This window comes from Glycomyces halotolerans, from assembly GCF_054779575.1.
In genome coordinates, this window is sequence record NZ_BAAGXZ010000004.1 from 189,481 (window position 1) to 202,245 (window position 12,765).

The following is a 12,765-nucleotide window of genomic DNA, read 5'->3' on the forward strand; positions in this document are numbered from 1 at the left end:
GGCCGGCGCCGTGAGCGCCCGAATACCCCTGGCCGTGGCGGCTAACCCTGCCCGGTCGTGAAGGCGTGTAGGCGCAACGGCGGCGGGTACCCGCCTCGCGTCAACGAAGGGGGAGCCATGAAACACGATCAGTTCATCGGGAAGGTGCAGGACCGCGCCCACCTGCCGAGTCGCGGCGCGGCCGAGGGCGCCACGAGGGCCACGCTGGAGACCCTGGGCGAGCGCATTCCCGACCACCTGGCGAACAAGCTGGCCTCGCAGCTGCCGCCGGAGATCGGCGAGCACCTGCGCCGGTCCATGGCCTCGGACCAGAGCGGCACCGGCCAGCACTTCGGATTCGACGAGTTCGTGCACCGGGTCGCCGAGCGCGAGCACACCGACGAGCCGGACGCGACCTACCACAGCCGCGTGGTGCTCGAGATGGTCTCGCAGGCGACCACCGGCGGAGTGATGGAGAAGGTCCACGACAGCCTGCCGGAGGACCTGCGCCCGCTCATCGACGCCGGCGCCTCCGGTCGGCTGCACGAGGCCGAGCCGGACGGGCGGTCGCAGAGCCAGGCCCCGCCCAGGGACTGGACCCCGCAGAATCCCGATTAGGTCCGCGCCGATCGGGTACACGGGCGCCATGAATGGCATGCGCATCGCCGTCACCGGCGCCACCGGCAACATCGGCACCAGCCTGGTCCGCGCCCTCTCCGGGGACGACCGGGTCGACTCGATACTGGGGATCGCCAGACGGGTGCCCGAGTGGTCGGTGCCCAAGACCGATTGGGCCGCCGCGGACCTGGCCGAGGACGACCTCGACGCCCTGTTCGCGGACCGGGACGCCGTGGTCCACCTCGGATGGCTGCTCCAGCCGATGCGCGACCCGGTCACCACGTGGCGCGCCAACGTGATCGGCAGCAAGCGGGTGTTCGAGGCGGTCGCGCGCGCCGGGGCCAAGTCGCTGGTCTACAGCTCGTCGATCGGCGCCTACTCGCCACGGGTCGACCACCGACCGGTCGACGAGTCGTGGCCGACCGACGGATGGCCGGGCGCCGCTTACACCCGCGAGAAAGCCTATGTGGAGCGGCTGCTCGACCTGTTCGAGTCGCGCCACACGGAGACCCGGACGGTCCGGATCCGCCCGGCGTTCGTCTTCAAACGCAAGGCGGCCGCCGAGCAGCGCCGCCTGTTCGCCGGCCCTTTCCTGCCCGGCCGGCTGGTGCGGTCCCGGACCGTTCCGGCAATGCCGGTGGTCGACGGCGTGCGGCTCCAGGCCGTCCACGCCGACGACCTCGCCGAGGTCTTCCGCTCGGCGCTGTTCGGCACCGCCTCCGGCGCCTTCAACGTCGCCGGGGAGTCGGAGATGGACATGCGCTCCATCGCCGCGCTGCTCGGCGCCAGGCCCGTCCCGATGCCGTTCGCCGCCGCGCGCGCCTCGCTGGCCGCCGCCTACCGGGCTCGGCTCGTGCCCGTCCCCCCGCAGCTGCTCGACGTGCTCGACCGCCTGCCGGTCATGGACACCTCGCGGGTCCGCGAGGAGCTGGGCTGGGTCTCGCACCACTCCGCCGACGAGGCCTTCCGGGAGTTCATCGAGGGTCTGCAGACCGGCGAGGGCATGGAGACCCCGCCGCTGCGCTCCAAGGTCGAGGGCGGCCGGCTCCGCGAGCTCGCCACGGGAGTCGGCAGGCGTTCCTGAGAGACCCTCATCACACTCCATGGGGCAACGGTGTTCCGATACGCGGGCGCCGGGCCTCCCGCCTGTGGTCTCACGGGCTCGAATGAGTTAGGTTGTGGGAGATTCACCAACGAGCAACGACCGGAACGCTGTCCGTTTTATGCCAGTGTTAACGGTCAACACGACCTGTGGACCACTCAAGGAGGCCTAATGACCGGCAGCGACCAGGATGCCGTTGCTATCGGGATTGACTTCGGAACCCTCTCCGGCCGAGTAGTGGTGGCCGCCGTCGCCGACGGGCGCGAGCTCGCCAGCGCCGAGCACGTCTACCGGCACGGCAGCATCGAGGAGACCCTCCCCGGGACCGATCTCCGCCTGCCCCGAAGCTGGGCCCTGCAATCCCCCGACGACTGGCGCGACGTCGTGCGGCACGCCGTCCCCGAGGCCCTCGCCGCCGCAGGCGTGAGCGCCGACCAGGTCATCGGAATCTCCACCGACTTCACCGCCTGCACCGTCCTGCCGACCACCGCCGACGGCACCCCCCTGTGCGAGATCGAGGAGTTCGCCGGCCGCCCCCACGCCTGGCCGAAGCTCTGGAAGCACCACGCGGCCCAGCCCCACGCCGACCGCATCAACGCGCTCGCCGCCGAGCGCGGCGACGACTGGCTGGCCCGCTACGGCGGCAAGATCTCCAGCGAATGGGAGTACGCCAAGGGCCTGCAGCTGCTCGAGGAGGACCCCGAGCTCTACGAGCGCGCCGAACGCTGGATCGAGGCGGCCGACTGGATCGTGTGGCAGCTGTGCGGCAAGGAGACCCGCAACATCTGCACCGCCGGATACAAAGGCATCTACCAGGACGGCAAGCGCCCCGGCCGGGACTTCCTCTCCGCGCTCAACCCCGACTTCGCCGACTTCACCGAGAAGCTCGAGCACCCGCTGTCGGCCCTCGGCGACCGCGCCGGCGGGCTGACCGCCGAGGCCGCGGCCTGGACGGGCCTCAACGAGGGCACCACCGTCGCGATCGGGAACGTCGACGCCCACGTCACCGCCGCTTCCGCCAAGGCCGTCGGCCCCGGCCAGTTCGTGGCGATCATGGGCACCAGCACCTGCCACGTCGTCAACGGCGAGAACCTGACCGAAGCCCCCGGCATGTGCGGAGTCGTGCGCGACGGCATCGTCCCGGGCCTGTGGGGCTACGAGGCCGGCCAGTCCGGCGTCGGCGACATCTTCGCCTGGTTCACCCGCAACTGCGTGCCCGGCTCCTACCAGGAGGCCGCCGCCGAACGCGGCATGTCGATCCACGAGCACCTGACCGAGCTGGCCGAGCGCCAGAGCGTCGGCGAGCACGGCCTGGTCGCCCTCGACTGGCACTCCGGCAACCGCTCGGTCCTGGTCGACCACGACCTCTCCGGCGTCGTGCTCGGCCTGACGCTGGCCACCAAGCCCGAGGAGATCTACCGGGCGCTGGTAGAGTCGACCGCCTTCGGCACCCGGATGATCGTCGAGACCCTCGTCGAGTCCGGCGTTCCGATCGAGGAGTTCATCGCCGCCGGCGGCCTGCTGAAGAACCGCTGGCTCATGCAGACCTACAGCGACGTCCTGCGCCGGCCGATCACGGTCCTCACCTCGGACCAGGGTCCGGCGCTCGGCTCGGCGATCCACGCCGCCGTCGCCGCCGGCGCCTACCCGGACATCCGCGCCGCCGCCGAGGCCATGGGCAAGGTCGAACGGCACGCCTACGAGCCCGACCCGGCCCGCGCCGACGCCTACGACGAACTCTACGCCGTCTACGCCGAGCTGCACGACCACTTCGGCCGCGGCGGCTCGGAGGCCCTGCACCGGCTGCACCGGATCGCCGACGAGGCCGCGAAGTGACCCGAACCCCGCAACTGGAAAGACCCGGCGCCTCGACGCCGTGCCCGCAACCGGAGTGAACCCTGATGAGTTTCAAGACCACCGAGGCCGTCGAGGCCATGAAGTCCGAGGTGTGCGCCCTGCACGCCGAGCTGCTCCGCTGGGGCCTGGTCACCTGGACCAGCGGCAACGTCTCCGGGCGAGTCCCGGGCACCGACATCGTCGTCATCAAGCCCAGCGGCGTGTCCTATGACGACATGCGCCCCGAGCTGATGGTCGTGACCGACCTCGACGGCGAGGTCCTCGACGGCGACCTCAAGCCGTCCAGCGACGCCGAGAGCCACTCGTACGTCTACCGCAACATGCCCGAGGTCGGAGGCGTGGTCCACACCCACAGCCCCTACGCGACCGCGTGGGCCGCCCGCGCCGAGCCGATCCCGTGCGTGCTCACGGCCATGGCCGACGAGTTCGGCGGTGAGATCCCGCTGGGGCCGTTCGCGCTCATCGGCTCCGACGACATCGGCCGGGGCATCGTCCAGACGCTGCGGGACCACCGCTCCCCGGCGGTGATCATGCAGAATCACGGGGTGTTCACCATCGGCGCGAACCCGAAGGCCGCGGTCAAGGCCGCGGTGATGGCCGAGGACGTGGCCCGCACCGTCCACCTCTCGAGGCAGCTCGGCGAACCGGTGCCGATCGCCCCGGAGCACATCGACAAACTCTACGACCGCTATCAGAACGTCTACGGCCAGCAGCCGGCACCCGGCGAGGAGAAGTAAGAAGCAATGGAAGCCAAGCAACTGTGGTTCGTCACCGGCAGCCAGCACCTCTACGGTGAGGAGGCCATCGAGCAGGTGGCGTCCAACGCCGCGGACATCGCGGCCGGCCTCGACGGGTCCGACGCCGTCCCGGTCCGGATCGTCGCCAAGCCGGTGCTGACCGGGCCGGACGCGATCCGCCAGGTCATGCTGGAGGCCAACTCCGACGACCGGTGCATCGGCGTGATCACCTGGATGCACACCTTCTCGCCGGCCAAGATGTGGATCGCCGGGCTGGGCGTGCTGCAGAAGCCCCTGCTGCACCTCCACACACAGCACAACGTCGACCTGCCCTGGGCCGACATCGACATGGACTTCATGAACCTGAACCAGGCCGCCCACGGCGACCGCGAGTTCGGCTACATGCTCACCCGGATGCGCAACCGCCGCAAGACCGTCGTCGGGCACTGGTCGGACCCGACCGTCCAGCGGCGCATCGGCGACTGGACGCGCGCGGCCCTCGGCTGGCACGAGGCCCAGCACCTCACGCTGGTCCGCTTCGGCGACAACATGCGCCAGGTCGGCGTCACCGAGGGCGACAAGGTCGAGGCCCAGATCAAGCTCGGCGTCCAGGTCAACACCTACGGCGTCAACGACCTGGCCGACCGCGTCGCCCAGGTCGACGACAAGGCGGTCAAGGGCCTGGTCGAGGAGTACGAGCAGCTCTACGACGTCGTCCCCGAGCTCCGCGCCGGAGGCGAGCGCCACGAGTCCTTGCGCGACGCCGCCCGCATCGAACTGGGCCTGCGCGGCTTCCTCGAGGAGCTCGGCGCGAAGGCCTTCACCGACACCTTCGAGGATCTCGGCGCGCTCAAGCAGCTGCCGGGCATCGCCGTGCAGCGGCTGATGGCCGACGGCTACGGCTTCGGCGGCGAGGGCGACTGGAAGACCGCGGTGATGGTGCGGCTGATGAAGGTCATGAGCACCGGCCTCGAAGGCGGCACCTCCTTCATGGAGGACTACACCTACAACCTCGGCGCCGAGTCCCCGCAGATCCTCGGGGCGCACATGCTCGAGGTGTGCCCCTCGATCGCCGCGGCGAAGCCGCGCTGCGAGATCCACCCGCTCGGCATCGGCGACCGCGAGGACCCGGTGCGCCTGGTGTTCACCGCCCCGCCCGGACCGGCGCTGGCGGTGGGTCTGATGGACCTGGGCACGCGGCTGCGCCTGGTGGCCAACGAGGTCGAGACGGTGGAGCCGGAGGAGGACCTGCCGAAGCTGCCGGTGGCGCGCGCGGTGTGGGAACCGAAGCCGGACCTGGCGACCTCGGCCGAGTCCTGGCTGACCGCGGGCGGACCGCACCACACCTCGTACACGATGGCCTTCGGCCGCGAGGTGATGGAGGACTTCGCCGAGATCGCCGGCATCGAGCTGGTGACCATCGGCGAGGGCACCACCGCCCGCGACTTCAAGCAGCAGCTGCGCTGGAACCAGGTCTACTACCACCTGGAGGGCGGCGTCTAGCGCGCGACTCATTGAGGGGGCGGGCGAAACGCGCCCGCCCCTTGCATCTGCGCCTCAAAGTCGTTCGCCGAGCCATTCGGCGGTCAGGACCGCGTCGAAGGCGACCTCGGCCGCGCCCCTGAGCGGTCCGATCTCGCCGACGGTCCCTTCGACGATGCGCGGGGGATCGGCGCGCCGGAACTCCATGAGCGCGGCCTCGCACCGCTCCTCGATCAGGCCGCGTCGCAGCCGGATCAGGTCGACGCCGAGCCCGGAGAGGCTGACGGCCTCCGGGTCGAGCGCGTTCGCCAGCGCCCCGAGGCCGGTGCCGAGGGCCGCGGCGTTCGCGTCGACGGCCTTGGCCGCCTCGGTCTCGCCGGCCGCGGCGCGGCGGAGCACCTCGCGTCCGAAGCCGCGCCCGGCCCCGAAGCCGGGCTCCTTCCCGAAGTGCCGCATGAGCGCGTTCGCTCCCACATCGAGGCTCCAGCATCCGCGGACGCCGCACATGCACCGCAGCGGTGACCCGGTCAGCGGCATGTGCCCGAACTCGCCGGCGATGTTGTGGGCGCCGCGCTGGGAGTCGCCGCCGAGGACGAGGGTGCCGCCGATGTCGAAGTCGATGTGGAAGTGCAGGGCCGTGCCGACCTCGCGCAGGACGCCTCGCCGGGCCTCGGCGAGGCCGGCCAGTCTGGCGTCGTTGGCGACCACGGTCGTCGGCCAGGCGGGTCCGATGTGGTCTTCCAGGTCGACTTCGTCCCAGCCCAGGTGGGAGATGTGGAGGCGGTGGCCGTCTCGGATCGGTCCGGCGATGGCGATGCCGAGCGCGGCGAGCCGCTCGTCCGCGTGGGCGGCCACGGCCTCGCGGATCTGTGCGAAGACGGCCGGGGTGCGGTCGTGGTCGCCGGTCTCCAGGACCGACAGCGCGCCGCCGAGTTCGATGCGGGCCAGCGTCCAGGAGTCCTCGCGGATGTCGGCGGCCAGTGCCACGGGGCCGTCGGGGTGGGGGAGCAGGAGGGTGGTGGGGCGGCCGCGTCCGCCCGCCTCGGCGGGGACTTCGTGGAGCAGGCCGGCGGCCTCGAGCTCGCCGACCATGGAGGCCGCGGTGTTGCGCCCGATGGCGAGTCTGCGTGCCGCCGAGGCCCGGGTGAGCGGCTCGGCGGCGTCATGGACCTCGCGGAGCAGCCGCACCTGGTTGTGGACGCGGAGGTCGGCGCTCGTCATCGTCGGCATGGCTGGCATTATGTCAGTCCCCATGTTATGTTCTCGCCGAGAACAAAAAATGTGATGCGAGGACGGACATGCACCCCGACACCACCACCCTGCGACGAGCCCGAATCGGCGTCTTCGGCGCCTTCGCGACCTCCGGGTTCGTCATGGGCGCCTGGGCCGCGGCCCTGCCCTCGGTCGACGCGCGCCTCGACCTCGGCGAGGCCCGTCTCGGCACCGCACTGCTGCTCATCCAGCTCGTCGCCGTCGCCACCATGTTCGCCGCCGGGAAACTGGCCGACCGGATCACCACCAGACGAATGCTCGAGCTCACCGGCCCGCTCACCCAGCTGGTCCTCATCGCCCCCGCCCTCGCCCCGAGCTACGAGACGCTCCTGCTCGCCGCCGTCGTCTACGGCGTCGGAGTCGGCTTCGTCGAAGTCGGCCTCAACGCCCACTCGGTCGAACTCGAACGCCACTACCGGCGCCCCATCGTCTCATCCTTCCACGGCTTCTGGAGCCTCGGCGGCGCCGCCGCCGGGGCCCTCACCTCCCTCGGCCTCACCGCCGGGCTCGGCAGCCAGTCCATGCTCGTGGCCACCGCGATCGCCTGCACGGCCCTGTTCGCCGTCTTCACCAGGCCGCTGCTGCCGCCGCCGGGCCGCCCGGCCGGTGGCGACGGCGCTCCGGCGAGAACCGTCCGCATCGGCCCGGTGCTGCTGGCCGCCATGTTCGTGCTCGGCCTCGGCAGCCACCTCATCGAGTCCGGCGCGATCGACTGGGCGGGCCTCCACGCCGCCCGTGTCCTCGACGCCGACCCCGCGCTCGCGCCCCTGTCCTACACCGTCTTCGCCTGCGCCATGACCGCCTTCCGCCTCGCCGGCGACCCGATCCGCTCCCGACTCGGCCCCGGCCGCGCCCTGCTGTGGTCCGGCGCCGCCGCCACCGCCGGCTACGCCCTCGTCCTCGTGTCGGGCGCGGCCGGCGGCCTCCCCCTCGCGTGGGCCGGCTGGCTGCTCGCCGGCTCCGGCATCGCCGTCCTCGTCCCCGTCCTCTTCAGCGCCATGGGCGAAGCCGGAGGATCGCCCTCCCACCTCGCCCTCATCTCCATGTCCGGCTCCACCGGACTCCTCCTCGGACCGGCCGCGATCGGCTACATCGCCGAAGCCACCGACCTCACCGTCGGCCTCCTGGTCCCTGCCGCCCTGGCCGTCTTCATCGCCGCGGCCGGCCCGGCGATCATGCGGCAACTCCTACCCGGGCGGCAACGCGCGTCACTTCCCGAACCGGCCGGTGCCACCCGCTCGGCGCCCTGACTGGAGGATGAGCTCCGATGGAAGCCTTCCTAGCCGCCGCGGCGCTCAGCTTCGGCGTCGTCTTCGTCGGTGAAATGGGCGACAAGAGCCAGCTCATGGCCCTGTCGTTCGCCGCCCGATACAAGCTCAGCAGCGTCGTCACCGGCCTGGTCATCGCCACCGCGCTGCTGTTCGGCGTCTCCGTCGGCATCGGCGCCACCGCCGGCAGCCTGCTGCCTACCGACTGGATCACCCTCGGCGCCGCCGTCCTGTTCATCGGCTTCGGACTCTGGAGCCTGCGCGGCGAAGACGACGACGGAGCCCACCGGATAAAAGAGCGCAAATCCGGAGTGCTCACCGTCATCGGCGCGATCGTCCTCGCCGAATTCGGCGACAAGACCATGCTGTTCGCCATCGGACTCGGCAGCCAGTACAACCCCTGGGGCGTCTGGCTCGGCGCCACCGCCGGCATGGTCGCCGCCGACCTCCTCGCCGTCTTCGCCGGCGCCTGGGTCTCCACGAAGATCGCCGAGAAGTACCTCCGCTGGGGCGCGGCCGCGATCTTCATCGTCCTCGGCCTGATCCTGGGCATCGAAGCCGTCCGAGCCCTCGCGGGATAGGCTTGCCATCATGCCGAAAACGGACGATTACGAAGACACCGCCGTCATCTACACCGACGGCGCCTGCGCAGGCAACCCCGGACCCGGAGGCTGGGGCGTGTACTTCAAATGGGGCGAGCACGAGAGGGAGCTCTACGGCTCCGAAGCGGTCACCACCAACAACCGCATGGAGCTCATGGCCGCCATCCAGGCCCTCGAGACCCTCAAACGCCCCATGAGAGTCCACATCTACACCGACTCCTCATACGTCCGCAACGGCATCACCGCCTGGATGACCAACTGGAAGCGCAACGGCTGGCTGAACTCCCAGAAGCAGCCGGTCAAGAACGCCGACCTGTGGCGCCGCCTCGACGAAGCCGCCGAACGGCACCACGTCGACTGGCACTGGGTCCGCGGACACGCCGGCGACCCCGGCAACGAGCGGGCCGACACGCTCGCCGTCAAAGGCCGCGACGAGGCCGCCGCCACCGCGCGGACCCGGCCCTGACCGGCGCCACACGGTCTTCAGCCCGAGTAGCAGGTGACCAACCGGAATGGAAGAATTGCGAGCATGAGCGACAACGTACCGTCACGATTCTCCGGCAGCGCCGTCGACCTGAGCGCCCTCGCCCAGCGGCAGCAGCAGCAGTCCGCCCCGGCCCGGCCCGCCCAGCAGCAGGCCCCCGCGGGCGCCGTCGGCGGTACACCCGCGGGCCCGGCCGCCGGCGGTCTCGTCGCCGTGGACATCACGGACGCGACCATCCAGAGCGAAGTCCTCGAACGGTCCCTGAACACGCTCGTCGTCGTCGTGTTCTGGGCCGAACAGTCGCCCGAGAGCGTCCAGCAGCGCGACCTGCTCCAGCAACTGGCCCAGGCCGACGCCGGCGCCTGGACTCTCGCCAGAGCGGACGTCCAGTCCAACCAGCAGCTCGCCGCCGCCCTCCAGCTCCAGTCGATCCCCGCCATGGTCGCCTTCGCCGGCGGACGCCCGGTCGACCTCGTCCAAGGCCACCAGACCGAGCAGGGACTGCGCCAGTGGATCGCCGGGCTCGCCAAGTCCGCCGGCGTCGACGTGCCCGAGCAGGTGGACCCCGAACTGGCCGCCGCCGAGGACCACCTGGTCAACGGCAACCTCGACGCCGCCGAGACCGCCTACGACAAGTACCTCAAGAACAACCCCGGCTCCGGGGAGGCCGAGGCCGGGCTCGCCCAGGTGCGCCTCCTCCGCCGCGCCGGGGCCCTGCCCGAGGACGCGATCCGCATCGCCGACGCGGACCCCGCCAACGTCGACGCCGCGCTGGCCGCCTCCGACCTCCAGATGCTCTCCGGCCAGGCCCAGGCCGCATACGAACGCCTGATCCAGCAGATCGCCCGACTCAGCGGAGACGAGCGCGAACGCGTTCGCAAACGCCTCGTCGAGCTCTTCTCCATCGCCGGACCGGACGATCCGGACGTCTCCAAAGCGCGCCGCAAGCTCAGCGCCGTCCTCTTCTAGGGCACCTTTCACAAGGCAAGTGACATATACCACGCCGCTCCTGGTGCCGAAGCGCCGGTTGTGATTAGCTGGCCTGGCGGTGCCGCGCCGACGAACGGCTCGACGGCACCGCCGTGCCCGGGAGGTGAGCGTCGGTGGTGACCAGATCCAAACGCGTCGCCGTCCTCGACGCGCCGTCCAACCTCGGACTGCGCCCTCCGACGCCCCACACCGTCCCCGGCTGCGCCAAAGCCCCCGGAGCACTGCGCGACCACCGCATCGTCCAGCGCCTCAACGCCATCGACGCCGGCTGCCTCACCCCGCCCCGGTTCGACGCCTCCGGGTGGCGGCCCGGCGACGGCGTCGGACAGGCCAAGGCGATCGCCGACTACACCAGGCAGCTCGCCGACCGCATCGAACGCCTGTGGCGCGAGCGGCGGTTCCCGCTCGTCCTCGGCGGCGACTGCTCGGTCCTCCTCGGCCCGGTCCTGGCCGCCCGGCGCCGCAGCGAACGCGACGGCAACAGCCGAGGACTCGTCTTCGTCGACGCGCACTCGGACTTCCGCCACCCCGGCAACTCCAAGTACGTCGGCGCGGCCGCGGCGGAGGAACTCGCGCTGGCCACCGGAAGAGGCCAGCCGGACCTCACCGACATCGGCGGCCTGCGTCCGTATGTGGATACCGACCACCTGGTGGTCCTCGGCCTGCGCGCCGACGACCCGCACCGGGTCGAGCTCGAGGCCACCGGCGTGTCGGTGAAGACGGTGCCGGGCCTGCGCGCCGGCGGCGTCGGCCGCTCAGCCGAGTGGTCGCTCGAGGCGGTCGGCGACGTGGCCACGTTCTGGCTGCACGTGGACGCCGACGTGCTCGACCCGTCGGTCATGCCCGCCGTGGACGGCCCGGCCCCCGGGGGCATCTCGATCGGCGAACTCGGCCAGATCATCGCCACCTGCGCCGCCGACGAACGCTGCGCCGGCATGGACCTGACGGTCTTCGACCCCGACTACGACCCCGACGGCGAATACGCCCGCTCCCTCGCCGACATGCTCGTAGAAGCGCTGCAGTAGGCCTACTGCTCACCTTTGCTAAACCGCCATCGTCGCATTGAGTCCCGGCTCGATGGGCGCCTCGAGCTTCATCGTGCGCGGCCTCGGCGACGAGGCGGCGTTCGAGCCGGCCTCCCACGGCGCTGGCCGCCGGAAGAGCCGGAGCGCGGCCAGGAAGCGGTTCACCGCCGAAGGCCTCGTCGCCCAGACCGAAGGAGTCGAATGCCGCAAGGACGGCGGCGTGGTCGACGAGATTCCGGCCGCCTAAGGGCTGAGTCGCCGCTCCGATCGGGCTCCCGCGGGGCCCGACCGGAGGACGCGTTTGCCGCCGGGCCGGACCGGGAAGTCGTAGTGTCCAGCCGGAACGACTCGGACAGGAAGCGACCGATGGAAGAGCGAATCCCGATCCTCCCCGAGGGCTACACGACCGTCACCCCGTGGATCATCGTTCGCGGCGCGGCCGACTTCCTCGATTTCATCACCGGCACGCTCGGCGCAGAGGAGACCGGGCGGGTGAACAACGAGGACGGGACGGTCGCGCACGCCGAGGCGCGGATCGGCGACGCGGTCGTGATGGTCTTCGACTCCGAGGAGGACTGGCCGGTCACACCCGCGTATCTGCGGCTCTACGTCGAGGACTGCCAGGCCACCATGGACGACATGCTCGAGGCCGGATGCGAGCCGGTCACCGAGCCGACGCTGCTGGCCTGGGGCGACAAGGTCGCGAGGGTCGCCGACCCGTGGGGCAACATCTGGTGGATCCAGGAGCGCGTCGAAGAGGTCGACGAGCAGGAGGCCGTCCGGCGCTGGGACGAGCCCTCGTACCGGGAGGCGACGACCTACGTCCAGGACTCCCTGCGCGACGAGATGCGCCGTCGCGGCGCGAAACTCGTCAAGCCTTCAGAAGACTGATCAGCGGGCCCGGTTCTGCAGCGACCACAGCGTCTGCTTGAGGTGCTGCACCTCCTCGGCCCTGCCCGATCCGGTGCCGATCCTCTTCTGCGAGCCGTCCTGGCGCACGCGCATGACCTCGCCGCCGTCGAAGTAGAGCCGCTCGCCCTTCGCCGCGCCGTAGGTGCGGACCTTGTTGCCGAGGGGGCCGTGCATGTACAGGTTGCCCTGGGTGACATCGAAGGTCAGAAAGGGATTGAACAGCGAGAGGATGCCCGCCACCAGCAGGAACGGGCCGACGATCAGCCAGACGGGCGAGAACGTGTTCTGGACCAGGGCGAGCAGCCCGCTCCCGGTCATGAGCGCGGCGGCGGCGATGTACAGCACGCCGACGTAGGGCTTGTAGCGGACCTTGATGATGCCGGCCGGCTGCGAGGGTCGGGCGGGGTTCATGAACGCTCCTATGGTTCGTGGGCCTC

General features: G+C 71.0%; 12 protein-coding genes and 2 pseudogenes. 12 read left to right on the forward strand and 2 right to left on the reverse strand.

The features are described 5' to 3' along the window. Nucleotides 1-117: 117 nt before the first annotated feature. The 5 genes and pseudogenes from ACYVL2_RS05740 to araA form a co-directional block, all read left to right on the forward strand. A pseudogene (locus tag ACYVL2_RS05740) lies at nucleotides 118-525 on the forward strand (DUF2267 domain-containing protein); the annotation flags it as partial. A 100-nt stretch (nucleotides 526-625) separates the two neighbouring features. Continuing rightward, complete coding sequence (locus tag ACYVL2_RS05745) at nucleotides 626-1,681, forward strand: NAD-dependent epimerase/dehydratase family protein (RefSeq protein WP_460541092.1); 1,056 nt, start codon at nucleotides 626-628, stop codon at nucleotides 1,679-1,681. A gap of 189 nt (nucleotides 1,682-1,870) precedes the next feature. Then, the gene (araB, locus tag ACYVL2_RS05750) at nucleotides 1,871-3,535 is read left to right on the forward strand and encodes a ribulokinase (RefSeq protein WP_460541094.1); all 1,665 of its coding nucleotides are present in this window, start codon (nucleotides 1,871-1,873) and stop codon (nucleotides 3,533-3,535) included. 65 nt (nucleotides 3,536-3,600) lie between these two features. Next, nucleotides 3,601-4,293, forward strand: a complete 693-nt coding sequence (locus ACYVL2_RS05755; RefSeq protein ID WP_460541096.1) for an L-ribulose-5-phosphate 4-epimerase — start codon at nucleotides 3,601-3,603, stop codon at nucleotides 4,291-4,293. A gap of 6 nt (nucleotides 4,294-4,299) precedes the next feature. After that, on the forward strand, nucleotides 4,300-5,796 hold the full coding sequence (gene araA / locus ACYVL2_RS05760; RefSeq protein ID WP_460541098.1) for an L-arabinose isomerase: 1,497 nt from the start codon (nucleotides 4,300-4,302) through the stop codon (nucleotides 5,794-5,796). Between the two features lie 54 nt (nucleotides 5,797-5,850). On the opposite strand, the gene ACYVL2_RS05765 is transcribed toward araA, so the two are convergent. Further along, the gene (locus ACYVL2_RS05765; protein WP_460541100.1) at nucleotides 5,851-7,005 is read right to left on the reverse strand and encodes an ROK family protein; all 1,155 of its coding nucleotides are present in this window, start codon (nucleotides 7,003-7,005) and stop codon (nucleotides 5,851-5,853) included. A gap of 68 nt (nucleotides 7,006-7,073) precedes the next feature. Between ACYVL2_RS05765 and ACYVL2_RS05770 the strand changes: the two genes are divergently transcribed. From ACYVL2_RS05770 to ACYVL2_RS05800, 7 genes and pseudogenes are all read left to right on the forward strand, one after another. After that, entirely contained in the window at nucleotides 7,074-8,297 is a 1,224-nt protein-coding gene (locus tag ACYVL2_RS05770; protein WP_460541102.1) for an MFS transporter, read from the forward strand. Between the two features lie 17 nt (nucleotides 8,298-8,314). Further along, entirely contained in the window at nucleotides 8,315-8,896 is a 582-nt protein-coding gene (locus ACYVL2_RS05775; RefSeq protein ID WP_460541105.1) for a TMEM165/GDT1 family protein, read from the forward strand. Nucleotides 8,897-8,906: 10 nt separating this feature from the next. Next, nucleotides 8,907-9,383, forward strand: coding sequence for a ribonuclease H family protein (gene rnhA, locus ACYVL2_RS05780; protein ID WP_460541107.1), 477 nt, complete (start codon nucleotides 8,907-8,909; stop codon nucleotides 9,381-9,383). Nucleotides 9,384-9,446: 63 nt separating this feature from the next. Next, the gene (locus tag ACYVL2_RS05785; protein ID WP_460541109.1) at nucleotides 9,447-10,370 is read left to right on the forward strand and encodes a co-chaperone YbbN; all 924 of its coding nucleotides are present in this window, start codon (nucleotides 9,447-9,449) and stop codon (nucleotides 10,368-10,370) included. A gap of 137 nt (nucleotides 10,371-10,507) precedes the next feature. Then, entirely contained in the window at nucleotides 10,508-11,416 is a 909-nt protein-coding gene (locus tag ACYVL2_RS05790; RefSeq protein WP_460541111.1) for an arginase family protein, read from the forward strand. A 31-nt stretch (nucleotides 11,417-11,447) separates the two neighbouring features. After that, nucleotides 11,448-11,660, forward strand: a pseudogene (locus ACYVL2_RS05795) (RtcB family protein); the annotation flags it as partial. Nucleotides 11,661-11,782: 122 nt separating this feature from the next. Further along, nucleotides 11,783-12,307, forward strand: a complete 525-nt coding sequence (locus tag ACYVL2_RS05800; protein WP_460541113.1) for a VOC family protein — start codon at nucleotides 11,783-11,785, stop codon at nucleotides 12,305-12,307. Here ACYVL2_RS05800 and ACYVL2_RS05805 read toward each other — a convergent pair whose 3' ends face one another. Continuing rightward, a complete protein-coding gene (locus tag ACYVL2_RS05805) occupies nucleotides 12,308-12,739 on the reverse strand; it encodes a hypothetical protein (RefSeq protein ID WP_460541115.1) in 432 nt (143 codons plus the stop codon). Between the last annotated feature and the right edge of the window lie 26 nt (nucleotides 12,740-12,765).